The organism is Aliidongia dinghuensis (assembly GCF_014643535.1).
Lineage (GTDB): Bacteria > Pseudomonadota > Alphaproteobacteria > ATCC43930 > CGMCC-115725 > Aliidongia > Aliidongia dinghuensis.
In genome coordinates this window covers 365,790-389,173 of the sequence record NZ_BMJQ01000005.1, presented here as the reverse complement: position 1 = coordinate 389,173, position 23,384 = coordinate 365,790, and the positions used below count along the sequence as shown (strand labels likewise).

General features: G+C 66.9%; 24 protein-coding genes. 12 read left to right on the top strand and 12 right to left on the bottom strand.

All coding sequences use genetic code 11. The features are described from left to right. Nucleotides 1-16: 16 nt before the first annotated feature. The 3 genes from pncB to IEY58_RS12310 all read right to left on the bottom strand — a co-directional run bounded on the left by pncB (nt 17) and on the right by IEY58_RS12310 (nt 4,182). Complete coding sequence (gene pncB, locus IEY58_RS12320; RefSeq protein ID WP_189046051.1) at nt 17-1,318, bottom strand: nicotinate phosphoribosyltransferase; 1,302 nt, start codon at nt 1,316-1,318, stop codon at nt 17-19. A gap of 15 nt (nt 1,319-1,333) precedes the next feature. Then, nucleotides 1,334-3,040 (bottom strand): NAD+ synthase, encoded by a 1,707-nt coding sequence (locus tag IEY58_RS12315; RefSeq protein ID WP_229743671.1) that lies wholly within the window; start codon nt 3,038-3,040, stop codon nt 1,334-1,336. A 74-nt stretch (nt 3,041-3,114) separates the two neighbouring features. Then, on the bottom strand, nt 3,115-4,182 hold the full coding sequence (locus IEY58_RS12310) for a bifunctional nicotinamide-nucleotide adenylyltransferase/Nudix hydroxylase (protein WP_229743670.1): 1,068 nt from the start codon (nt 4,180-4,182) through the stop codon (nt 3,115-3,117). A 170-nt stretch (nt 4,183-4,352) separates the two neighbouring features. On the opposite strand from IEY58_RS12310, the gene IEY58_RS12305 reads away from it, so the two are divergent. After that, nucleotides 4,353-4,739, top strand: a complete 387-nt coding sequence (locus IEY58_RS12305) for a VOC family protein (protein ID WP_189046047.1) — start codon at nt 4,353-4,355, stop codon at nt 4,737-4,739. A gap of 7 nt (nt 4,740-4,746) precedes the next feature. Here the strand turns inward: IEY58_RS12305 and IEY58_RS12300 are convergent, their stop codons facing one another. Next, the gene (locus IEY58_RS12300; RefSeq protein ID WP_189046045.1) at nt 4,747-6,099 is read right to left on the bottom strand and encodes a GGDEF domain-containing protein; all 1,353 of its coding nucleotides are present in this window, start codon (nt 6,097-6,099) and stop codon (nt 4,747-4,749) included. Nucleotides 6,100-6,343: 244 nt separating this feature from the next. Between IEY58_RS12300 and IEY58_RS12295 the strand changes: the two genes are divergently transcribed. Then, nucleotides 6,344-7,705, top strand: coding sequence for a glycosyltransferase family 2 protein (locus tag IEY58_RS12295; RefSeq protein WP_189046043.1), 1,362 nt, complete (start codon nt 6,344-6,346; stop codon nt 7,703-7,705). 11 nt (nt 7,706-7,716) lie between these two features. Further along, on the top strand, nt 7,717-9,354 hold the full coding sequence (locus IEY58_RS12290) for a tetratricopeptide repeat protein (RefSeq protein WP_189046041.1): 1,638 nt from the start codon (nt 7,717-7,719) through the stop codon (nt 9,352-9,354). A 12-nt stretch (nt 9,355-9,366) separates the two neighbouring features. On the opposite strand, the gene IEY58_RS12285 is transcribed toward IEY58_RS12290, so the two are convergent. Beyond that, nucleotides 9,367-9,999, bottom strand: a complete 633-nt coding sequence (locus IEY58_RS12285; RefSeq protein ID WP_189046039.1) for a hypothetical protein — start codon at nt 9,997-9,999, stop codon at nt 9,367-9,369. Nucleotides 10,000-10,184: 185 nt separating this feature from the next. Here IEY58_RS12285 and IEY58_RS12280 point away from each other — a divergent pair, with 185 nt between their 5' ends. Together IEY58_RS12280 and IEY58_RS12275 are read left to right on the top strand one after the other, a co-directional pair. Then, entirely contained in the window at nt 10,185-10,655 is a 471-nt protein-coding gene (locus IEY58_RS12280) for a RidA family protein (protein WP_189046037.1), read from the top strand. A gap of 99 nt (nt 10,656-10,754) precedes the next feature. Next, nucleotides 10,755-11,915, top strand: coding sequence for a GNAT family N-acetyltransferase (locus tag IEY58_RS12275; RefSeq protein WP_189046035.1), 1,161 nt, complete (start codon nt 10,755-10,757; stop codon nt 11,913-11,915). 16 nt (nt 11,916-11,931) lie between these two features. Here the strand turns inward: IEY58_RS12275 and IEY58_RS12270 are convergent, their stop codons facing one another. Further along, nucleotides 11,932-12,324, bottom strand: a complete 393-nt coding sequence (locus IEY58_RS12270) for a tautomerase family protein (protein ID WP_229743669.1) — start codon at nt 12,322-12,324, stop codon at nt 11,932-11,934. Nucleotides 12,325-12,417: 93 nt separating this feature from the next. Beyond that, entirely contained in the window at nt 12,418-12,618 is a 201-nt protein-coding gene (locus tag IEY58_RS34790) for a tautomerase family protein (protein ID WP_189046033.1), read from the bottom strand. 291 nt (nt 12,619-12,909) lie between these two features. Here IEY58_RS34790 and IEY58_RS12260 point away from each other — a divergent pair, with 291 nt between their 5' ends. The 4 genes from IEY58_RS12260 to IEY58_RS12245 all read left to right on the top strand — a co-directional run bounded on the left by IEY58_RS12260 (nt 12,910) and on the right by IEY58_RS12245 (nt 15,523). Then, nucleotides 12,910-13,065: a hypothetical protein gene (locus IEY58_RS12260; RefSeq protein WP_189046031.1), complete on the top strand. Its 156-nt coding sequence runs from the start codon at nt 12,910-12,912 to the stop codon at nt 13,063-13,065. Between the two features lie 95 nt (nt 13,066-13,160). Continuing rightward, nucleotides 13,161-14,426: an endonuclease toxin domain-containing protein gene (locus tag IEY58_RS12255; RefSeq protein WP_189046029.1), complete on the top strand. Its 1,266-nt coding sequence runs from the start codon at nt 13,161-13,163 to the stop codon at nt 14,424-14,426. Nucleotides 14,427-14,435: 9 nt separating this feature from the next. Next, nucleotides 14,436-14,888: a hypothetical protein gene (locus IEY58_RS12250; RefSeq protein WP_189046028.1), complete on the top strand. Its 453-nt coding sequence runs from the start codon at nt 14,436-14,438 to the stop codon at nt 14,886-14,888. Nucleotides 14,889-15,142: 254 nt separating this feature from the next. Beyond that, a complete protein-coding gene (locus IEY58_RS12245) occupies nt 15,143-15,523 on the top strand; it encodes a hypothetical protein (protein WP_189046026.1) in 381 nt (126 codons plus the stop codon). A 4-nt stretch (nt 15,524-15,527) separates the two neighbouring features. Here IEY58_RS12245 and IEY58_RS12240 read toward each other — a convergent pair whose 3' ends face one another. The 5 genes from IEY58_RS12240 to IEY58_RS12220 form a co-directional block, all read right to left on the bottom strand. Then, entirely contained in the window at nt 15,528-16,049 is a 522-nt protein-coding gene (locus IEY58_RS12240; protein ID WP_189046024.1) for a GNAT family N-acetyltransferase, read from the bottom strand. Continuing rightward, a complete protein-coding gene (locus IEY58_RS12235) occupies nt 16,046-16,702 on the bottom strand; it encodes a phosphatase PAP2 family protein (RefSeq protein WP_189046022.1) in 657 nt (218 codons plus the stop codon). The genes IEY58_RS12240 and IEY58_RS12235 overlap by 4 nt, the downstream gene beginning before the upstream one ends. A gap of 136 nt (nt 16,703-16,838) precedes the next feature. Further along, a complete protein-coding gene (gene clpA, locus IEY58_RS12230; RefSeq protein ID WP_189046020.1) occupies nt 16,839-19,166 on the bottom strand; it encodes an ATP-dependent Clp protease ATP-binding subunit ClpA in 2,328 nt (775 codons plus the stop codon). A 6-nt stretch (nt 19,167-19,172) separates the two neighbouring features. Continuing rightward, entirely contained in the window at nt 19,173-19,496 is a 324-nt protein-coding gene (gene clpS, locus IEY58_RS12225; protein ID WP_189046018.1) for an ATP-dependent Clp protease adapter ClpS, read from the bottom strand. Nucleotides 19,497-19,753: 257 nt separating this feature from the next. Beyond that, nucleotides 19,754-20,119 carry a phasin family protein gene (locus IEY58_RS12220; RefSeq protein ID WP_189046016.1) on the bottom strand — a complete coding sequence of 122 codons (366 nt, stop codon included), beginning with the start codon at nt 20,117-20,119 and terminating at the stop codon, nt 19,754-19,756. Nucleotides 20,120-20,171: 52 nt separating this feature from the next. On the opposite strand from IEY58_RS12220, the gene IEY58_RS12215 reads away from it, so the two are divergent. The 3 genes from IEY58_RS12215 to IEY58_RS12205 all read left to right on the top strand — a co-directional run bounded on the left by IEY58_RS12215 (nt 20,172) and on the right by IEY58_RS12205 (nt 23,274). Continuing rightward, nucleotides 20,172-20,612 carry a hypothetical protein gene (locus tag IEY58_RS12215; RefSeq protein ID WP_189046014.1) on the top strand — a complete coding sequence of 147 codons (441 nt, stop codon included), beginning with the start codon at nt 20,172-20,174 and terminating at the stop codon, nt 20,610-20,612. Nucleotides 20,613-20,944: 332 nt separating this feature from the next. Next, complete coding sequence (locus tag IEY58_RS12210) at nt 20,945-21,667, top strand: peptidase (RefSeq protein WP_189046012.1); 723 nt, start codon at nt 20,945-20,947, stop codon at nt 21,665-21,667. 422 nt (nt 21,668-22,089) lie between these two features. Then, nucleotides 22,090-23,274, top strand: a complete 1,185-nt coding sequence (locus tag IEY58_RS12205; protein ID WP_189046010.1) for a D-alanyl-D-alanine carboxypeptidase — start codon at nt 22,090-22,092, stop codon at nt 23,272-23,274. The last annotated feature ends 110 nt before the right edge of the window (nt 23,275-23,384 follow it).

The window sequence follows — 23,384 nt, the reverse complement described above, 5'->3', positions numbered from 1 at the left end:
ACCAGCTCCTTTCGGCTCACACCAGTACCGGCACGTTGGCGACACCGGCCGTGCCGAACAGCGCGCGATAGCGCGCGATCTCGGCGGCCGGGCCGGTCGCCTTCAGGTAATTGTCGCTGAGCTTCACCGCCGGGCGGCCGCCAGCCTCCTTAACCTTGCACACCAGGCTGATCGGCTCGAAATCGGCCGTGCGGCGCGGGTGGCAGCCGCGGAAATCGTTGGTCAGGAGCGTGCCCCAGCCGTAGCCGGCCTTGATCCGGCCGGCGAAGCGCGCGTGGAGATCCAGGATGTCGCCGACGTCGAGTCCGTCGCTGAACAGAATGCGCTTGTCGCGCGGGTCGACGCCACGCGACGTCAGCCAGTCGATATATTCCTCGCCGGCCGTCGCCGGGTTCTTGCTGTCGATGCGGATGCCGGTCCAGCCGGTCACCCATTGGGGCGCGCGTTCGAGAAACTGCGTCGTGCCATACGTGTCCGGCAGCATGACGAGCAGCGCCCCGCCATAGGTCCGCTGCCACAGTTCGAGCACGCGGTACTGCGCATCCGCCAGCGACCGGTCGTCGGTCGCGAGCGCCGCCAGCACCATCGGCAGCTCGTGCGCATTGGTGCCGATCGCCTCCAGATCATGCTTGAAGGCGATATAGGCGTTGGAGGTACCGGTGAAGGCGCCGTCCAACTCCGCCTCCATCGCCTGCACGACGAATTCCTGCCACAGGAAGGAATGCCGGCGCCGCGTGCCGAAATCGGCGACCGCCAGGCCCTGGACGCCGCGCAGCCGCTCGATCTTGTCCCACAGCTTCGCCTTGGCCCGGGCGTAGAAGATGTCGAGCTCGAACTCGGTCATGCGAGCGAGCCCGGCGCGCGTCCTAAGCTCGTTGACGATCGACAGCCCATAGATCTCCCACATGGTCGAATGGGTCCAGGGGCCGTCGAAGCGCAGCTCGAACTGGCCGTCGCGGCGCTCGAGCCGGTAGGGCGGCAGCTCGAAGTCGGCGAGCCATTCGATGAACTCCGGCTCGAAGATGCCACGGCGGCCATAGAACGTGTTGCCGGCGAGCCAGATGAGCTCCGACCGGCGGAAGCGGAGCTCGCGGACATGGTCGAGCTGCCGCCGGAGCTCCGCCTCGTCGAGCTCGTCGGCGAGCCGCACGGATTTCGTCCGGTTGATGAGGCCGAACGAGACCGGCACGTCCGGGAAATGCTTCCAGATGAACTGGAGCATCAGGAGCTTGTAGAAGTCCGTGTCGAGCAGGCTGCGCACCGCCCAGTCGGATTCGAAATTATGGTTGTGCGCGCGCTGGGAGAAATTGACGATCATGGTCGGGCGGTCCGTTCAGAGGCCGTAGGCGTTGGTGACCGGCAGGCGCCAGCCCTTGTCGTAGCCGCGGCCGCTCAGCACCACGCCCATCGGGCCTTGGCGGCGCTTGTATTCGGCATGCCAGACGAGCCGGCCGATGCGCTCGGCATAGGCGACATCGATTGGCGTGCCGAGCTCGGCCGAGGCGAGGGCGGCGGCACGCGGCGCATCGTTCATGCCCTCGACCAGATGGCGCAGCACCGTGTCCAGATGTTCGTAAGCGCCAAGCGCCGCTTCGTCGGTCTGGTCGGGCTTGAGCTCGGCCGACGGCGGCTTCGTGATGATCTCTTCCGGCACGACCGGGCCTTCGGGCCCCCGGAGCCCATCGGGGAGCCCCTCCGGCCGATAGGCGTTGCGCCAGCGCGCGAGCGCAAAGACCATGGTCTTGAACACGTCCTTCAGCACCGAATAGCCGCCGCACATGTCGCCGTAGAGCGTGGCGTAGCCCACCGACATCTCGGATTTGTTGCCGGTCGACAGCACCATGGACCCAAGCTTGTTGCTGATCGCCATCAGCGTGATGCCGCGGGCGCGCGCCTGGATGTTCTCCTCGGTCACGTCCTCCGCCCGGCCTTCGAACAGCGGCGCCAGCATGGTGCGGAACGCCGCCATCGCCGGCTCGATCGGCACCGTGTCAAGCCGGACGCCCAAGAGGCGTGCCGCCTCGGCCGCGTCGTCCATGCTGGCCTTTGAGGTATAGGGCGACGGCATGCGCACCAGATGCACCTTGTCCGGCCCGAGCGCGTCGACCGCGACCGCGGCCGAAAGCGCGCTGTCGAGCCCGCCCGACATGCCGATGACGACGCCCGGGAAGCGGTTCTTGCCGACATAGTCGCGCAAGCCCAGCACCATGGCGCGATAGAGCGCCTCGAGCGGCTCGGGATAGCCGTTGGCGGTACTGCCGATCACGTCGGCACGGCGGATGTCAGGCCCGTGCTCGCCCCGCTCCAGCACCAAGTCGAAGCTCGCCTCGCGGAACGCCACTTGCGCCACCGTATTGCCGTGCCGGTCGATCGCGAAGGAGCCGCCGTCGAACACCAGCTCGTCCTGCCCGCCGACCTGGTTGACATAGACGAGCGGCAGCCCGACCGCGCGCACCGCGCGCCGGGCGAGATCGAGCCGGATCGCCTGCTTGCCCAGCTTGAAATGGCTGCCGTTCGGGCTGATCAGGATGTCGGCGCCCTCGTCGGCGAGCGCGCGGGCGACCTCGCCGTGCCAGAAATCCTCGCAGATCTGGATGCCGAGCTTGAAGCCGCGGAACGCGACCGGCGCCGGCATCGGCCCTTCGGCGAAGGTGCGCTTCTCGTCATAGACCTCGTCGTTCGGCAGCCGGTGCTTCAAGACGACGTTGGTCGAGCCGTCGGTCTCGATCAGGAAGGCGGCGTTGTAGGGCAGCGAGGCGCCGGGCTGCGGCCCGCCGATCAGCACGGCCGGGCCGGCATCGCCGCGCATCTCGGCGACGAGGGCGGCCAGCGCCGCCTGGAAGTCGCGGATGAAGGTCGGGCGCAGCGCCAGGTCCTGGAACGGATAGCCCGTGCCGAAACATTCGCTGAACACGAGCAGGTCGGCCCGGCCGGTGAATTTCCGGCGATAGGCGCGGACGATCTCGAAATTCTCGGCGATGGCGCCCACGGTCGGGTTCGCCTGGATGAAGCTCAAGCGCAGTTTCGGTTCAATCAACATGGCAAAGCTCCTTTGCCGGCAAGCCGCCGGTCGTTCCAGCGGCGGGAAATCGAGCGCCCTCGGTCACGGCCATCTCAGTCACGTGAAGCGTAAGGCAGCATGGTGCGGATGATGTGCCAGTGGTCCTCGAACATCTGTTCGGGCTCGAGCTCGCCGATCGGCAGCCAGAAGGCGCGCCGGGCGTCGTCGCCGCCGCGCACCTTGGGCAGGCCGGCGCGGTCGCCGGTGAGCACGATCAGGAAGGCGTGGCTGATCGTGCGGCCGCGGGCACTGCGATAGGGATAGTCGAACACCTGCACGGCCTTGATCGAGCCTTCGAGGAAGCCCGACGGCACCTTGAGCCGCGTTTCCTCGCGCAGCTCGCGGATCATGGCGTCCCTGATCCGCTCGTGCTGGTCGACGAAGCCGCCGGGCAGGGCCAACAGCCCCTTGCCCGGGTTGTTGCGGCGCTCGACCAGCAGGATGTGCCCGCTCTGCACCAGCACCGCGTCGGTCGTGACGAAGGTCGGCGGATAGGGAGCGACAGCCCATTTCCGCTTGTAATCGGCAATGAAGGCTGCTTCCTCGGCCAGGTTGCGATAGGCCTCGGTCCGGGCGAAGCTGCGAAGGAAATCAACGACGTTCGCCGGCAGATGGGCCGCCCATTTCGCGAGCCCCGCCTCGGCGTCGGCCAGGTAATCCTCGCGCATCGGCGTCGCCGACAGGCTCTCGTGGTTCGGCACGGGCTCGGACGCCCATTGCGGGAACATCTTGAGGTAATAGCTCGACTGGTCCTTGCCATGGCCGATCAGGCACAGCCGCGGCTCGGGCCCGCCCGCCGGGTGCAGCCGGCCCACGACCTCGTGCACTGCCGCCTGCACGTCGGCCAGCCATTCGATGTCGTTGTAGCGGTCGATCAGTGGGACGATCGTGAGACGCTCCCGCTCGGCCGGCTCGAAAGCGTCGAGGATCGTCGCGCGCACCTCGTCGAAGTTGAGCGGATTGCGCAGGCTGCGCGCCTGCCGGCAGGAGCCGACCAGCACGATCAGGTGGCGGCCGAGCCGGAGCGCCCGGCGCATCACGGCCAAGTGGCCATTGTGGAAAAAGCGGAACCGCCCGACGAACACCATGACGTCGTAGGGCTGGGCAGAGGCGAGTGTCACGTTCAGCAAGCTCCTTGCTGTCCCAAGCGCCGCCGTCGTTCGGCGACGAGGGAGATTTTTGCTCACTATGAGCATTTGTCAAGCCGCCTCGTCTCTTTTGGCTTTCGGCGCCGCAGCCTATGATGCCGAGGCGCGAGCATGGCAAAAACAATCATGGGCGGAGCGAAACCATGGCCCGAGTCCTCGGTGTCGGCGGCATCTTCTTCAAATCGCGCGACCCGGCGGCGCTCGGCTCCTGGTACGCGAAGCATCTGCGCCTGCCGGTGACGCCGCCCCATGGTGCGAGCCTGCACCCGGAGCGCATGCCGCCCGGCGGCTTCACCATCTGGGCACCGTTTCCCGCCAGCACGAGTTATTTCCAGCCGGCCGAGCGCGACTTCATGATCAACCTGGTCGTGGACGACCTGGACCGGGCGCTGGAACAGGTGGTTGCCGGCGGCGCCACGCTGGTCGGCGCGATCGAGGAATATGACTACGGCCGGTTCGGCTGGTTCCTCGACCCGGACGGCAACAAGGTCGAGCTGTGGCAGCCGCTCACCACCGCCGGCGGCGCCTGAGCCACCACTACCGCTCGGACACCACGGCCGGCGGCGCCATCGGCTCGGGTCCGACCACCTGGTTGCGCCCGCGGCGCTTCGCCTCGTAGAGCGCGCGGTCGGCCCGGTCGAGCAGCGGGTCGACCGCGACATCGTCCGTCCCGAGACAGCCGACGCCGATGCTGATCGTGACCGACAGGGGAGTGCCGTCGATCGGCGTCGTCGCCCCCGCGACCGCCGCGCGCAGCCGCTCGCCGATGGCGGCGGCCGTCGCGGGGCCCGCGTCCAGCAGGAGCACCGCAAATTCCTCGCCGCCGAGCCGCCCCAAGAGGTCGTAGGGCCGGATGCCGGTGAGGACGACCTGGGCGACCTGCTTCAGCACGAGATCGCCGGCGGCATGGCCGTACCGGTCGTTGACCGCCTTGAAGAAATCGATGTCGAGCATGAGGCAGGCGAGCGAGCAGCGGCGCCGGTGCGCCGCCACGATCTCGATCGCCGCCCGCTGGTAGAAATAGCGGCGGTTGGCGACGCCGGTCAGCGGATCGATCATGGCGAGCCGTTCGAGATCGGCATTGAGCGCACGCAAGGCCGTCGCCGCCTGCTCGCCCGCCATGCCCTGGCGGCGGAGCGCCTGGATCGCGCGCGCCATGGCGCCGATCTCGTCCGACCGCTCGGTCGCCGGGATCTCGATCGCCCAATCGCCCTCCGCCAGACGGCGCATGGCCGCGGTGAGCCGGGCCAGCGGCTCGACGATGTGCAGCGCCGGATAGATCACCGCGAGGAGCGCCACCAGCAGGGCCACGCCCAGCATGCCGTCGGCGATCAGCGAGAGCCCGCGCGTCTCCTGGCGCGCGGCATCGACATCCGCGGCGGCGCGCCGTTCGGTCTCCACGATCAGCGCCTCGATTGCCGCCTGCGCCTGATCATAGGCAGCGCGCCCGGCCGACCGGTACCATTGGGCCGGGTCGCCGCCCGCTTCGGCGAATTGCCGATCGAGGTCGGCCTGCGCCCGGACGAGGCCGTCGGCGCGGGTGAGCAGCGCGCGATAGAGCGCCTGTTCCTGCTCGCCCGCGACGAGCGCCGCATAGAGATCGACCTCGCGCTGGAACCGGGCGGCGCGCACCCGGGCGTCGCCCAGCGCCGCAATCCGCGCCTCGCTGCCATCCGCCAGGATCGCGCGACCGTCGGCGATGCGGATGTCAGCCGCAAGCTTGCCGAGGCGGGTCAGCGCCTCGGCACTCGTAAGCGCGCTGCCGGCCAGCCGATCGATCGTCCGGCCAAGCTCGCGCATGCCGTTCGCCTCGAAGGCGACGACCAGGAAGATCAGCGCCGTCAGCGCGCCGAATGCAATGTACAGACGAACCCTGATCGACCGCATCATGGGCATGGGACCCCTTGAGGGCCCACGAGGCCGCGGGACCCTGCCCACTCCTCGCCGGCGATAGTTTGAGGACGCCACTCTATCTGTGATCGTACCGGTCTGGCGAGGCCATCCCTTGCGGTGCCCCTCTATTGCCATGACCTTCCCTTGCCGTAACCGGCGCCGTCGCCGCATGATGCCCAAGTTGCGTCATGACGACCCGCCCGCGCGCAGTTGCCGGGCGCCGACGGAGTCCAGCATCCCCTTGTTCAGCCAGATCGACAAAAGCCGCGCATCGTCCCAGCCGCCGTTCGACGTGGCTGTGATCATCCCGACCGTGCTGCGCCCGGCGCTCGCCCGCGCCGTCCGCTCGGTCTTCGCCCAGGATTTCGCGGGCCGCGTCCAGATCCTGGTCGGCATCGACACGCCCGAGGGCGACCCGGCGCTCATCGAGGCGCTGGGCCGCGAATGCCCGGCGACGATGCAGTTGGCAGTGCTGGACCCGGGCTATTCGACCTCGGTGCGCCACGGCGGGCTTTATCCCAACCGGTTCAGCGGCAGCTTGCGCACCGTGCTCACATATCTCGCGAACAGCCGGCACATCGCCTATCTCGACGACGACAATTGGTGGGCGCCCGGCCATCTTTCGAGCCTTGCGGCCGCGATCGAGGGCGCCGACTGGGCCTATTCGGCGCGATATTTCGTCGAGACGGCGACCGGCGAGCCGATCTGCGTCGACCAGTGGGAATCGGTCGGCCCCGACGCCGGCCTGTTCAAGGACAAGTTCGGCGGCTTCGTCGACCCGTCGAGCCTGATGATCGACAAGCTCGCCTGCCACGACCTGCCGCCGCTCTGGTCGCTCGCCGCGTTCGACGACGGCTCCGGCGAGGACCGGCTCGTGTTCAAGGCACTCAAAGAGCATTTCCGCGGTCAGCCGACCGGGCGCGCCACCAGCTTTTACGTCATCCGGCCGGACGACCCGATGCATCCGGCGCGCCTGCACATGATGCGCGCCGCCGGCGTGACCTTGCCGTCGGAGCGTGCGCGCGCCGGCCTCGCCCTGGCCGAGGCGATGACCGAGCTCGGCCCCGCCCCGGCACCGCCGGCCAGGAGCGTGCCGCCCTCGGAACCGTCGCTCCTGATCCGGGAGCTGGTCACGCGCCTCAAGCCGCGCGACCTTCTGGTGCTGGCCGCCGGGGCCGACGGGGCGACCGCGGTGGCGCTCGCCGACGCATTGGCCGCGGCCGGCGAGGCGGCCCATCTGCTCGCCAGCGACGCCGGCTGGAACCTGGTCTCGCACATGACGGCGGCGCTCAATCTCGCTGCGACCGGTCTCGGTGCCGCTGCCCGCGCCCTGCCGCCCGACGCGGGCTCGGCACCGGACTGGCTCGCCCGGCACGGCACCATGGTCGATCTGGTGCGCATTGGTCCGGTCACCGATGCAGGCGAGCTGGTGCGGCTGTGCGAGGGGGCTTGGCCGCGGCTCAAGAGCGGCGGCGTGCTGCTGGGCGAAGGGGCGACGCCCATGGTCCAGGCGGCGATCGAGAGCTTCGCCCGCTCGGTCGGCGCCGAATGCCTGGTGCCGGGGCTCGACGCGGCCAGTGACTGGATCATGCAGAAGCTTTGAGCAGCGCCCCCGTGTCCCAAATCGACAAACTGTTCCAGGCCGCTCGCCGCCATCTCGACGCCGGCCGGCTGCCTGAGGCCGGCGCGCTCTATCAGCAGATCCTGGCCGAAGCGCCGGACCATGCGCCGAGCCTGCATCTCCTGGGCGTGATCGCCCTGCAGGTCGGCCAGGGCGCCGCCGCAATCAATCTGCTCCAGGCTGCGGTCGAAGCCGATCCGACCGTGCCGGCCTACCTGAACGACCTGGGCGAGGCCCTGCGGCTCGGCGGCAATGCCGATGGCGCCGCCGCCTGCTTCGAGGCGCTGATCGCGCGCGAGCCCAGCCATGCCGGCGCCCATGTCAATCTCGGCATCATCCGCCAGCAGCAAGGGCAGTTCGCCGAGGCGCTTTCGCTCTACGAACGGGCGACGGCGCTCAAGCCCAGCCTCGCCGAAGCTTGGATCAACCGCGGCGCCCTGCTCCTGCAGATCCAGCGGCCGGACGAGGCAGCGAAGGTGCTGGAGACGGCGCATCGCCTGGCGCCGAAGGACACGGCGGCACGACTCAATCTCGGCAACCTCCGGCTCGAGCAAGGGCGGCTCAACGAGGCCATGGCGCTCTACGAAGCCGTGCTGACGACGGAGCCGAATCATGCGGCGGCGACATTCAACCTCGGCCGCGCGCTCAAGGATCTAGGCCGGCCGGCCGAGGCGCTGCGCTGGTATCGACAGGCCGAGACACTGGCGCCGCAGGACCCGACCATCCAATGGAACCTGGGCGTCTGCCGGCTGCTGCTCGGCGACTGGCTGCGCGGCTGGCAAGGCTTCGAGGCGCGCTTCGCTGCCGGGGCCGCCACCGGCCCCGACATCGCCGGGCCGGCCTGGAGCGGCGGGCCGCTCGACGGCACCTTGCTGATCCACGGCGAGCAGGGGCTGGGCGACACGATCCAGTTCGCCCGCTTCGCCGCCCTGGTCCGCGCGCAAGGCGTCGGCCGCATCGTGCTCGCCTGCCAGCCGCCGCTTGTCAGCCTGATGCGGGACATCGCCGGTATCGACGAGGTCGTGCCGCGCGACGGGCCGCTGCCGCCCTATGACGCCCAGATCGCCCTCATGAGCCTCGGCGCCGCCCTGAAGGTGACGGGCGCGACGATCCCGCCCGCTCCCTATCTCACGGCCGATCCGGCGCGCGTCGCGGCCTGGGCCGACAAGCTCGGACCCGGCTTCAAGGTCGGCCTGGTCTGGCAGGGCCATCGCCTCCACCGCAACGACCGCAACCGCTCGCTGCCGGCAGCTGCCCTGGCGCCGCTCATGGCCGCCCCCGGCGTGCGCTGGTTCAGCCTGCAGAAGGAGCCGGGCGCGGACGATCTCGCCGCCCTCCCCGGCATTGCCGATCTGGCACCCGACTTGACCGACTTCGGCGAGACCGCCGCCGCGGTGATGGCGCTCGACCTCACCATCGCGGTCGACACGTCGGTCGCCCATCTGGCGGGGGCGCTCGGCCGGCCGGTCTGGATCGCCCTGCCCCATGCGCCCGACTGGCGCTGGCTGATGGGGCGGCCCGACAGCCCATGGTACGGCACGGCGCGGCTCTTCCGCCAGACCGAGCGCGGCGCCTGGGCCGGGCCGGTCGCGGCCATGCGCCAGGCGCTCGCCGGCCTCGCTGTCTCCTAGCCGCGGGGGCCGTTATCCACGCGCTGGCGGCTTCAGCTTGATGCCCATGAGCGGTGCCAACGCCTCGGGCGGCAGGCGGCTCATGCCCGCCGGCAGGTCGAAGAGTGCTGGCGGCTGCGGCCCGCGCTTGACGTGGCTGAGCTCATAGCTGGCGCGCGTCTCGCGGCCGCTCGGCTCGACGAAGGCGCCGTCGAGCTTCATGACGATGCCGTCGTCCGTGATCCAGGCATAGCCGTAGACCTGGGAGCCGTCCGTGCCCTGGCGTTCGATGCGGTATTTCTTCGTCGCCTCGCCGCCGACCGTCTCGGTGCCGAGCGCCGGGCCCAGCTGGCGGTCATCGGCATAGTCGGTAATCGCGGCGGGAAAGGGGAAATCGGTGAAGACATGGAGCGGCGCCAGCTCGAGCCAGGCGACCTTCCGGTCGGCGCGCAGGATCGCCACCAGCGGCAGGCCGTTCAGGTCCTGCTCGTGCCGCTGCCGGCCCGGCTCGGCATAGACGCGGCCGACATAGGATTTGCCGCCGGTCACGACCGTGCGGTCGGCGCTGTAGGGCGCGCGGGTGTCGCCCAGGAGGTTCTGCGCCTCGGCGAAGGGCGCGCTCAAAAGCGTCGCAAGCAGGAGCAGGCAGGCAAAAACGGAACGCATCGGGCAGGAATTCCTTGCGAGAGTCTGACAAGCGGTGCGGCCCCATTGGTCCGGAGTGGTCTTCCGGCTATGGTGCCTCGCCCGCGCGGGCCTAGAAACAGCTTCCGATGCGATTTGGACAATCCCAAGGCATGGCATTGGCCCAGGGCGTCGCATCGGAAAAGCGAACGCCTGAAGGAGACGTCATGTCGCAGACCATCGAACAGCGCCTGAAGGAATTGGGCATCACGCTGCCGAATGCCAGCGCCCCTGCCGCGAATTACGTGCCCTATGTCATCACCGGCAACCTGGTGTTCCTCTCCGGCCAGCTCTGCATCTGGAACGGCGAGCGACGCTATCCGGGCAAGGTCGGCGCCGAGGTGAGCGTGGAAGACGCGATCGACGCCGCGCGTATCTGCGGGCTCAACCTCATCACCTGGCTCAAGGACGCGGCCGGCGGCGATCTCGACCGGGTCGCGCGCTGCGTGCGCCTCGGCGGCTTCGTCAATTCGGCCTCGGACTTCTCCGACCAGCCCAAGGTCGTGAACGGCTGCTCGAACCTGATGGTCGACGTGTTCGGCGACCGCGGCAAGCACGCCCGCGCCGCAGTCGGCGTCAATGTGCTGCCGTTCAACCTGGCGGTCGAGGTCGACGCGGTGTTCGAACTCAAGGCCTGAACGACCAACGAATGAGCAACACGCCGCGGGGGCTTGGCCCGGCCCCCGCGGCGCCCCATCTTGACCCTTCGGCACTACAACAGGATCGGTCAGCAGCGAATGGATGGCGGGGACCGTTTCACGCTCCGCGTGGTGGACAAGCTTGGCGGCATCGACGCCGCGGCGTGGGACGCCTGTGCCGGCGCCGACAATCCGTTCGTTTCGCACGGCTTCCTCTCCGCCCTCGAGGAGTCTCGCTCCGCCTCGGCGCGCACCGGCTGGCTGCCGCAGCACCTGCTGCTGGAGGATGCGGTCGGCCGCCTCGTCGGCGCGGTGCCGCTCTATCTCAAGTCCCATTCCTGGGGCGAGTATGTCTTCGACCAGAGCTGGGCCGACGCCTACGAGCGGGCCGGCGGCGAGTATTACCCGAAGCTGCAGGCGGCCGTGCCGTTCACGCCGGTGCCGGGGCCGCGCCTGCTCGTCCGGCCCGACGCACCGGCGGGCGCCGCCGACCTGCTGATCGACGGGCTGGTCGAGGTCGCGAAACGGCACAAGGTCTCCTCGCTGCACGTGACCTTTCCCAAGGAAGCCGACTGGCAGCGCCTTGGCGACGCCGGCTTCCTGCAGCGCGTCGGGCAGCAGTTCCACTGGATGAACGAGGGCTACGCGAGCTTCGAGGATTTCTTGGGCCGCCTCAGTTCCCGCAAGCGCAAGTCGATCCGCAAGGAGCGCCAGGCTGCGCTCGCGGGCGGCATCGGCTTGAGGACGCTGGTCGGAGCCGAGATCACGCCGCGCCATTGGGACGCGTTCCACCGCTTCTATCTCTCGACGGTCGACCGCAAATGGGGTGGGGCGTACCTGACGCGCGAGTTCTTCGAGCTGCTGCCGTCACGGTTGGGCGAGAAGATCGTGCTGGTCGTGGCGGAGCATGACGGCCGCACCATCGCCGGTGCGCTTAACCTGCGCGGCACGGACACGCTCTATGGCCGCAATTGGGGCGCGGACGGCGACTATCCGTTCCTGCATTTCGAAGCGTGCTACTACCGCGCCATCGATTTCGCGATCGAACATGGCCTGGCACGCGTCGAGGCCGGCGCGCAAGGCACCCACAAGATCCAGCGCGGCTATCTGCCGGCCGAGACCTACAGCGCGCATTGGATTCGCGATCCGGGCTTCCGCCAGGCCATCGCCCATTTCCTCGACCGCGAACGCCCGGCCGTGCGCGCGGAGATGGCGGAACTGGCCGAACTGTCGCCGTTCCGGCAGGGCTGCGAGGGGTAGAATCGCACCCGAAGTGTCAGCCCTTGTGTTGGCCGTCGGCAGATAGCTGGCTCTTCGGGATGAAAACTTGGCCCCCGACGCCCCAACCACCTGACGAGACCTCGATAATCTGCACCCAAAGGAACCGCATCTGCTCGGGCTGCAGATCCATCGCCTTGACCAGGACATCCGAGACGCCCTTGATCATGGCACTCTTCTGCTCGGCGGACAGGATGCCTACCGGAACGTGCAGCTCGACGAGAGGGGCGCCGAAGCCATCCGCCGGAGCCGCGTCAGCTGCCTGTACCCCGGGCATGATCGTCGTTGCGACCGCCGCGGCCGTTACCGTTCGCAAGACGGCGCGTCGGCTTGGGTTGAACCCCTCATTGCCAGTAGCCCCCGTTATCGGGAAACCCTCGACTTCCTCCATTATCCCTTCCTCCTCGTTCGGATCAGCGAAAGTATAAGATCAATATGAATGCCGGCATTCCGCCATGCTGATGACGATATCGCTGCCTTTTTCCTACCTGCCTGGCGCATATGGCTTGCCGCCGACACCCCAGCCCGAGGGCGGAATCTCATTTATGATCACGTATGTGTACTTATGGCTGGCGTCCGGGCGCCCTTCCACCGAGTTTATCACCTCGGATATTCCGGCAATTATTTGGTTCCGCTGTCCTGCACTCAAGACACCTTGAGGCACGTAAACTTTAGCAAGCGGCATGATTATCACCTCTACATAGCGCCACAGACGGATCTATCCTAGGTAGTGATGTCCAAAATTGCAAATCTACCAAAGCGATAGCTGGACCGGCACGATCCTGCAGATGGGATCGGCCGACCTGCGCGCGGAGATGGCGGAACTGTCGCCGTTCCGGCGGGCTGCGAGGAATAGAACCGCCCCGCGTACGATTTCGTAGGGACAACTTCCGCTTCTCTGCGTTGACTCACCCCGGAGACATTAAACCCGGAGCCGGCGTGCTTGCGCACGCGCACTTACTCCAGGACAACGCTCATGCGGAAGAAAGCGGCATTCTACGGCGGCACGCTGGTTGTCTCATGGCTGAGCGCCGGACAAGGACTGGCAGCCGAACAGCATGTGTACTGCGCAAATGCGGCGAGCGACGGACAGCAGCTGCAGGCCGCCATTAACGGCAGCGGCCAGGGCTAGTGAGGGCCGGCCTCACAAGAATCTCTGAATCATAGCTTGCATAAGGAACAAAGAGCGAACATTCTCTCCTCCCATGGTAGTGATGGAGAGAGGGGATGCACGCGGTTGCACTTCGACGTTTCAGGCTTGCCAAGGGCTTCGGACTCGATTGCACGGCCGACGGCCTGACATTGGCCGGCGTTCCGCTGCTGCGCCGGGCCTCCCGAGGCTTCGTGCCGCGCGACGATCTCGAAATCCGCTGGCTGCTGGAGCGCGCCTATGGCGCCACGGTCGATGCCGACCGGGTCGCGAAAGGCCTGGACGCCGTCGCCCAGGCGCTCAACGAGGCGCAGCCGGCACGGGCGATGATCCAGGCCTTGCTGCTCGACTTGCCCGAGCTCGATTGGACCGGCGCCGCCCGGCTGGCGAGGGCCGAGGACAAGCTCGCCAAGTTCGATCCGGACGAACCGCGCGACGAAAGAGGGCGTTGGGTCGCGAATGGTAATGATGCCGTCCCGGCCCGTTCTCTGCACGGCCTGCCGCCGAAGCTGAGTCGCTCGCCGCTGCGTCTCGTCAGCGCCGGGCCGGAGGAAGATGGACTTCACGGCGACCCATCGCATGCCGAAGCGCTGCAGGCCGCCCTGGACGCGGAGCCATGGGTCAGCCTTCCACCGGGCGAACGGATCGATGAGCTGGGCGATCTGCTGGAGTGGGTCGCGAACGCCAAGCCGGAAGAGGCGCCGGTCATTCGCGGCGAGATCAAGCGTCTCTACTACGATTACGGCGATACAGCCGGCGGCAATGCGCTCAATCTCGCGCTAAGCGATGCGCTGGAGGCGACAAGCCTCGCCGACCGCGCCGACATCCTCAAACGGTTCGAGCCCTATACGCGGGAGGATCCAGCCCAAGCCGCACTGCTTGGACAGTTGCTTGTTTCGGCAGCCTTACATTCGGCGCCGCAACCGCCGACGCTCAGAATTCCAGACCCTGTGCCGCCATCGGAGGACTGGCGCCTGCCACCGGTAGCGCGCGGGGATGTGATCCACGAAACCTATGGCGCCAACCTGCCGCATGGTTTTCCGGTTATAGATAAGCAACTCGTCAGACGAATCACGAGCATCAAGTCAATCGATCTAAATGCTGCCACCTATCAAAGCGAATTGCGATTACTCAGGCAACTTAACCGATACGTTGATCGATTAGCCAATTTCAAGGGTACAAAGTGGGGTCAAAAGGAAGTCTGGCCCGATAGTACTGTCCGTCGTGAACTAGCGCTCGTCATCCCGAGCGGCAGCGGTTCAGCGGCGCAAAGAGCCGCGATCGCCGCCGCAAAATCCCGCGCGCAAAAGCTCGGTATCGATTTTACCGAAATCGAGCACTAGGAGAGTTTCATGCGTAACACCTGTTATCTCAGAAAAGGGACCGTCTATCTTCCCACTTTGGCGAACGCGCCCGGATCCTCCTTATATGAATTGGTCGAGCCGATCGCCGTGATACCGGCTACAGAAGTCGAAAATCTGCGCCAGGCAATGAGAGAAAAAATCCTCGCCGGCAATCCGCCACCCTCCGCACCACGGCCTCCGAGAACGCCTGAGCCGGTAGTGCTACCGCTGCTTGCTGGCGTTAAGACTTGGTCGGCGTTCGATCGCGGCGTAACGGCGACTTGGAGCATCACCGACCAGGGCGGCTCATACAAAATTATTCCCCTGCGCAGGTATTCGAGCCGCGGCGGATGGGTTCCCGATACAGAGAACACGATCTTCCTGCCACCTGGCGCCGATCTCGACGCTGTTTGTGACCGGATGGTCGAGCTCATCCAAGCAGCGGAAACAAACAAGACCTGATCATAACCAAGTCAAGTATTTTCCGCTTCTTTCCCATATCCGCCTCGCACTTAACACTATCAAGCTCAGCATCCTTCCCATGAAAGGCGGCCGAGAGAAAGTACACCCGTCAGCGCTCCAACCACCTCGGATGGAGGAAACGAGTGCCAGAAAAGACATGGCTTTTCGTCCAACTCTGCATCATCGCGATCAGCAGGCTCATCCGAAGCTACTCCGGGGCTTCCTTGAGGCCATCCCGTCAGCGCAAGCCTGTGATGGAACGGCCGGGCGTTACGCTCCACGCCTGCGTCCGCATCCCTGCTGGGCAGTTGGAAGAGCTCGAGCGGGCAGTTCGCGACGGCGAGCCCTGGGCGAGCCTGCCGCCGGGCGAGCGGGACACCGAGCTGGAGGGCCTGCTCGAATGGATCGCGAACGCCAAGCCCGGCGACGTGCTGGAAATCGTCAGCGAGATCAAGCGCCACTATTACGACACCGGTGATGTCGAGGGCGGCGACGCGCTGAAGCAGGCTTTGCGCAAGTCCTTGAAGGCGACCAGCATGGCCGAACGCGAGGCGATCCTCGAGCGATACGAGCCCTACACATGGGAGCCGCGGCTGCCGCCCTTTTGGATGGAGAAAACCGGCGCAGACCGATGAGAGGTCAGCCGCTGCGGAGCTCCAGCACCCGCAGCTCCTCGTCCACGTAGCGCCCATCCGTGAGCTTCAGCGCTTTACGTTCGACGCCGTAGACCTCGAAGCCGGCGGCGGCGTAGACGGCCTTGGCCGGCTCGTTATGGACGCCGACGCCGAGCTGCAGGATTTCGAGCCCGTCGACCGTGCGGGCATGGGTCATGACCCGATCGAGCAACCGGCGGGCGAGCCCCAGGCCGCGTGCCGCGACGCCGACATAGACGCCCCAGACGAGGCCCTTGTGCCGCTCCTTCAGGCCCGCCGGCACCATGAGACCGGTCATGGCGACGAGCCTGCCATCCCGAAAGGCGCCGAAGATCACGGAGGACGAGGCGTCGGGAATGCGGGCGGCGAATTGCTCGTCGCTGCGCCGAACCTCGTCCTCGTAGGCGGCGCTGAACGCGTCCGGCGCTTGGCTCAGGCCTTCGAGGCGAAGCGCGCGGAACGCCCCCGCGTCGGTCTTGGTGAGCGGCCGGATCTGGATTTCGCTCACGGTGCCGCCTTGAGCAGCGCCACCATGCCGACAGCGACGGCGGTGCCGAGGTAGAAGCCGGCGATCGTGTCGCTCAGCCAATGATAGTCGGCGCCGAGCAACCCAATCACGACGAGCGCGATCAAAGCCGCCCAGAGCGCGCGCAGCCGCGGCAAGCAGAGCCACAGCACCATCATCGGCGCCGTCACGAGCGTCGTGTGGCCGGACGGGAATGAGAACCAGCCGGCGCCGCCGTGCAGCGGCTCGAAGCCGAACACACCGTCCTTGATCCAGGACGGGTTGTTGTTGGTCCAGGTCTCGGGCCAGGTCCGGCCGAACAGAATCTTGAGCTCGTCCTTGATGACGAGGGCCGCGACCGTGGCGAGGCAGAGCGCCAGCAGCACTCGCCCGCCCGAGCCCGGCCGCCAGCCGGCGACCGCGGCGACGCCGGCGCCGATCAGGCCCAGGACGGCGAGCGGCGGGATCGGGTCGACGATCCAGGTGAGCCAGATGAAGCCCTGCTGCCCGTGCAGATGGTCGTGCGACCATGTCGAGAGCGGCCGGTCGACGAACCCGATCGCGAGCAGCACCAGCACGACGCAGCTCGAGGCCGCCCATAGGAAGATCCGGGCGGTCGGGCGCGTTTCGGCGGTCGGGCTTGTTTCGGCGGTCATCAGGCTCTCCGGCATTCGTCCCACGGCATCATTCTGGAATCGCTGAAGAAACTAGCACGGAACCCGTGACGGTTCGCCAAACGAGAAACGCCGGCCCACGGGACCGGCGTTTTCGAGTAATCGGGACGATCGCCGCCTATTCGACGTAGGCCGGCTCCTTCTCCACCGGCTCGCCGTCGTCGGGCTTCTCCGGCGTGGGTGCCGCGGCCGAGAACCGGAAGGCGAGCTTCTCGTCCTTGACCGTGACCGTGACCACGCCGCCCTTGGCAAGCTTGCCGAACAGCAGCTCCTCGGCGAGCGGCTTCTTGATGTTCTCCTGGATGACCCGGGCGAGCGGCCGGGCGCCATAGAGCGGGTCGTAGCCCTTTTCGGCCAGCCAGTCGCGCGCCGCCCCGTCGAGCTCGATGGTGACGCCGCGGTCGGCCAGCTGCACCTCGAGCTGGAGCACGAACTTGTCGACGACCCGATGGATCGTGTCGCGCGAGAGCGGCGAGAACGAGATGATGCTGTCCAAGCGGTTGCGGAACTCAGGCGTGAACAGCCGGTTGATCGCCTCCTGGTCGTCGCCCGTGCGCACCGTGCTGCCAAAGCCGATCGCCGGCTTCGAGAGTTCGGTCGCGCCCGCGTTCGTCGTCATGATCAGGATGACGTTGCGGAAGTCGACGTTCTTGCCGTTGTGGTCGGTGAGCTTGCCGTAGTCCATGACCTGCAACAGGATGTTGTAGAGGTCCGGATGGGCCTTCTCGATCTCGTCCAGCAGCAGCACGCAGTGCGGATGCTGGTCGACCGCGTCGGTGAGCAAGCCGCCCTGGTCGAAGCCGACGTAGCCCGGCGGCGCGCCGATAAGCCGCGAGATCGTGTGCCGCTCCATGTATTCGGACATGTCGAAGCGCTTCAGCTCAATGCCGAGGGTGCGGGCGAGCTGGCGTGCCACCTCGGTCTTGCCGACGCCCGTGGGGCCTGAGAACAGGTAGGAGCCGATCGGCTTCTCCTGGTCGCGCAAGCCGGCGCGGGCGAGCTTGATCGCCGAGGTCAGCGCGTCGATGGCACTGTCCTGGCCGAACACCATGGTCTTCAGGTCGCGCTCGAGGTTCTTCAGCACTTCCTTGTCGTCGCGCGACACGCTCTTGGCCGGGATGCGCGCCATGGTCGCGATCACCGCCTCGATCTCCTTGTCGGTGATCGTCTTGCGCCGCCGGCTCTCGGGCAGCAGCATCTGCGCCGCGCCCACCTCGTCGATCACGTCGATCGCCTTGTCCGGCAGCTTGCGGTCGTTGATGTAGCGCGAAGACAGCTCGACCGCAGCGCGGATGGCGCCGGCCGTGTAGCGGACCTTGTGGTACTTCTCGTAGTACGGCTTCAAGCCGCGCAGGATCTTCACCGAATCCTCGACCGACGGCTCGTTGACGTCGATCTTCTGGAAGCGGCGGACAAGCGCCCGGTCCTTCTCGAAGTACGAGCGGTACTCCTTGTAGGTCGTCGAGCCGATGCAGCGGATCGTGCCGCTGGCGAGCGCCGGCTTCAGCAGGTTGGACGCATCCATGGCGCCGCCCGAGGTGGCGCCGGCGCCGATCACGGTGTGGATCTCGTCGATGAACAGCACCGCGTGCGGCTGTGCCTCGAGTTCCGAGAGCACGGCCTTCAGGCGCTCCTCGAAATCGCCGCGATAGCGCGTGCCGGCGAGCAACGAGCCCATGTCGAGCGAATAGATGACCGCGCTCTGCAGCACCTCCGGCACTTCGCCCTGGACGATGCGGCGCGCCAGGCCCTCGGCGATCGCGGTCTTGCCGACGCCGGGGTCGCCGACATAGAGCGGGTTGTTCTTGGAGCGCCGGCACAGGATCTGGATCGTCCGGTCGACCTCGGCCTCGCGGCCGATCAGCGGGTCGATCCGGCCGGACTTGGCCTTCTTGTTGAGATTGACGGTATAGGCGTCGAGCGCGTCATGGCCGCGCTTCGTGTTCGCCTTGTCGCCGTTCTCGACCCGCTCCTCTTCCGCCCCCTGGACGCGGCGCGTCTCGGACCGGCCCGGCGCCTTGGCGATGCCGTGGGAGATGTAGTTGACCGCATCGAAGCGCGTCATCTCCTGCTCCTGCAGGAAATAGACGGCATGGCTCTCCCGCTCGGCGAACATGGCGACCAGCACGTTGGCGCCGGTCACTTCCTCGCGGCCGGACGACTGCACATGGATCGCCGCCCGCTGCAACACGCGCTGAAAGCTCGCGGTCGGCTTCGCATCCTCGACATGGGGCGAGACCAGGCTCGCCAACTCGTTGTCGACATAGCCGGCCAGATCGCGGCGCAGCTTGTCGACATCGACCGTGCAGGCGCGCAGCACGGCGACCGCATCCTGGTCCTCGGTCAGCGAGAGCAGCAGATGTTCGAGCGTCGCGTATTCGTGGCGCCGCTCGTTGGCAAATGCGAGCGCCCGATGCAGCGTCTTCTCAAGATTCCGCGACAGCATGAGACGCTATTCCTTCTCCAGAGTGCACTGCAAAGGATGCTGGTGCTGCCGAGCGAAATCCATGACCTGCGTCACTTTCGTCTCGGCAACTTCATAGGTGAAAACGCCGCAGATGCCGACGCCGCGCCGGTGGACATGCATCATGATCTGCGTCGCCTCTTCCCGGTTCTTGGAGAAGAACCGCTCGAGCACATGCACGACGAACTCCATGGGCGTGTAGTCGTCGTTGAGCATCAAGACCTTGTAGAGCGAAGGCTTGCGGGTCTTGGGCTTCGTCTTGACGACCACCCCGGTCGAATGGTCGTCGTCGCGTTTCTCGATGTCGCTCATCGCAGGCTCGGGGCAGGCACGCTCGGTTGGTCCAACTGGTCTACGGGGAACAGGCCCTCGGGAGAAACTATATGGGATGATGACGCGCCGACCCAAGACCCTTGGGCGTATCTTGCATGGCAAACCCTACCGAAATGAAAACGGCCTTCCGGCAAAAAGCCGGAAGGCCGTTGGGTCGGCCGCCGCCATAGGGGAGGAACAGGCGGCGGTCGATAAGCCCGAGCCGAGAAGCCCGAGGACAGGTCCGAAGGACGGCCTTAGGCGGCCGGCTTCAGCGCCTTCTCGGCAGCGGCGGTCACGCGGGCGCCGAGCGGGGCGGCCGAGTCCGTCGCGAGCTTGACGGTCAGCTCGCCGAGCTTGGTCGAATTGGCGACCAGCTTCTCGAACGAGGTCTTGGCGAAGTCGGCCTGCAGCTCGACGACGTCCTTGAGGGTCTTGGCCGCGAAGATCGCCTTGGTGGCGGCAGCGCTGCTCTCGAGCGACGACTGGGTGAGGCTGACGACTTCCTTCGACAGCTCCTCGATACCCTTGGCGAACAGGGTGTTGGCCTGGACGAACGCGTCCAAGTTGGCCTTACCGAACGCGGCGAAGTCTTCGTAGCCTTTGAAAGTCTGGGTCGACATAGGGGGCACCATGAATAGGGGGAAAGAGGGGGTCTTCGAGGCCGTTGGGGGAATGGAAGACGAAACCGGCGCCTCGACGACCGGCTTCGAAACGGGCTTGGCCGCGGCGGGGACCGCCTCGGCGGCCGGCGCCTTTGGTGCCGGCGAATTTTCGATCTTGACGACCGCGGGGACGGGCGTCACGGAAACGGGGGCGGGAGCAACCGGCTCGACCTTGACGGGCGCGGGCTTGGTGGCCTCGGGCTGGGACGTCGCCGGAACCGGCGTCTCGACAGCCGCCTTTGGGGCAGCTTCGGGCGCCTTGGCGGCGGCTGGCGTCGGCGCGACGGCCGGTGTCGGCGCAACGACGGGCTTCGCCTCGACGGGCGTCGGCTTCGCGGTCGCAGCGGCGGGCGCCGTCGTGGGCGCAACCTTCGCGGGAGCGGTCTTGGCGACGGGGGTCTTCGAGGCAGCCGCCTTCGCGGGCGCCTTGGCAGCGGCCGCCGGCTTCTGAGCGACGGGCTTGCCTGCCTTCGGATCGGTATCGGTCATCTCAGGGTCCCTCCTGGCGCGGCAACCGGGGCGAGCTTGATTTCTCGCTCCCGGAGATTGCTGCATCGCAACACAAGTTTCAAATATGCCTGTCCGATGCCAGAGTCAATGATTTTTTGTGCACTGCAACATCAATCGTTGTTGAACAGGTCTCGACACCATCGGTTACGCCGCCTTAACCGAGGCTGTCGCTTGATGACGGCCAGCGCTTGATGACGGGCGGTACGCTGGGGCATCCTCCTCGCGGGCCGGGATCAGCCGGCCCATCCGAGGAACGAGCGGAAAGAAGCGGTTGTGACCTATTGCGTCGGGATCAAGGTGCGGGACGGGCTGATCGCCCTGTCCGATGGGCGGGTGACGTCGGGCAACCAGGTGTCGCGCGCCCGCAAGCTGACCCTGCATGGCGCCGACGGCGGCCAGTTCATGGTCATGACCTCGGGCCTGCGCTCGGTGCGCGACAAGACCCTGGCCTATCTCGAGCGCGACATGCGCGCGGCCGATGCCAAGCCATTCCGCCGAGTGCTCGACGCGGTCGCCGGCTTCTGCGCGGCACTGCGCGAGGTGAAGCGCGAGGACCAGGAGGCGCTCGAGGCGGCGGCCCTGCCGCTCAATCTGCACTGCATCATGGGCGGCATGCTCGCCGACGACGCCGAGCCGGGCCTCTATCTGATATATCCGGAAGGCAACTGGATCGCCTGCGACGAGCGCACGCCCTATCTCTCCGTGGGTGCCACCGCCTATGGCAAGCCGATCCTCGACCGGGCGCTCAGCTACGACACGCCGATGCAGGCGGCGCTCAAGATCGCGTATCTGTCGTTCGACTCGACGCGCGTCAGCGCCGCCGACGTCGGCTACCCCATCGATCTTGCGACCCTATCCACGGCAGACGGCGCGATCCGCACGGTCGAGCTCGACTACGACGACCTGTTGGAGCAGCGCCTGTGGTGGAACACCCACATCACCCAGCTGACCGGCCAGCTGCCGGACGGCCCGTGGATCGACAAGCTGCTGCGCTAATCTCTTGAAATGACTCAATCGTCGGCCGGTATCGCCCGAGCCGATTCGGTGCTGTCGCGTCTGCACGCGAGAACAGAGTCTGTGTTCGCGGCGGAACCTTCAGTGGTGCGCCGACACCGCGCCCGGACTCGTTCCCGCTTTATTCCAGTTGAACCGGACGAGCGGGCGACAAGCCGCAACGCCGAAGATTTCCACAGCTAATTTCGACTGACGTGTCGAAAGGCAATGGACAGCGATTCAGTAATTTTTTAACCTCTTAGCGGTACCGGTACGGTGGATTTTATTGTTCGGGGGAGGCCGAGTTGGGCATCCATTCAATTCGGCGGTCGCGACGGCAGGGGGGCTTGGCCGTTGCAGCCGTTCTGTTGGGCATGACCTGTCTCGCTGGCGGCTCTACTTCTGCGTGGGCTGGCTATGCCTCGATGGTCGTCGACGGCACAACCGGCGAGGTATTGAACGAGGTCAACGCGGATGAGCTGAACCATCCGGCGTCGCTCACCAAGATGATGACCCTCTACATGACCTTCGAGGCGCTGCAGCGTGGCAAGCTCACGTTCGACACGCGCATGCCGGTCTCGGAGTTCGCCGCTGCCAAGATGCCAACCCATCTGGGCGTGCCGGCCGGCGATGAGGTCACGGTCAAGGAATGCGTGCTCGGCATGATCGTGCTGTCGGCCAACGACTGCGCGGCCATTGCCGGCGAATATCTGGCCGGCGGCAGCGAAACGGCCTTCGCGCGCATGATGACCGACAAGGCCCATCAGCTGGGCATGACCAACACGACCTTCCGCAATGCCTCGGGCCTGCCGGACGACGAGCAGGTCACGACCGCGCGCGACCTGGTCAAGCTCGCCCAGCATCTGCACGACGACTTCCCGCAGTATTACCGCTTCTTCTCGACCCGCGAGTTCCTGTTCCGGGGCCGCGTGATCCGCGGGCACAACCGCCTGATGTACCGCTACGCCGGCATGGACGGCTTGAAGACCGGCTTCACCTCTGCCTCGGGCTTCAACCTTGCCTCCTCGGCGGAGCGCGACGGCCATCGGCTCTACGGTGTCGTCATGGGCTCGACCAGCGGCGGCATCCGCGACCACCTGATGCAGACCCTGCTCGACAATGGCTTCGCCCATCGCCCGACCGATCCGGTGCTGGTCGCCGAGGCTGGCGGCCAGAGCGCCAAGTCGGCACGGCGCGTGTTCGCCGGTGCCGGCACGATGCTGGCGGCGCTCTCGCCGATCGGCAAGGCCGAGGCCGCGACGCCGGCGCCCGCCACGACCCGGGTGCTGCGCGGGCATAACGCCCGATCGGGTGGCATCGTGACCGCCGTATCGACCGAGCGCTGGGCGGTCCAGGTCGGGGCATTCAGCAGCCATGCGCAGGCCGAGGAAGCGGCCATGCACGCGATCCGGCTCGCGGGCCTGCACGGCGAGGAAGCCTCGGTCCTGGGCCCAACCCGGCACGAACGGCACAAGATCTTCCGCGCCCGGTTGAACGGCTTCTCCAGCGAGCATCAGGCCCGCGAGGCCTGCGGCGCGCTGCACAAGAAGGGCCACCTCTGCGTCGTCGTCCCGCCCGGCAAGGGCAGCGTCAAGCTCGCGAAGGACTGAGCGACACAGGAGCGAAACCAGAAAAGCCCGTCCGGCCCCGGACGGGCTTTTTGCTTTCCGACGCGAACACCCTCACCCCGGCCCACTCCCGCAAGCGGGAGAGGGAGGAT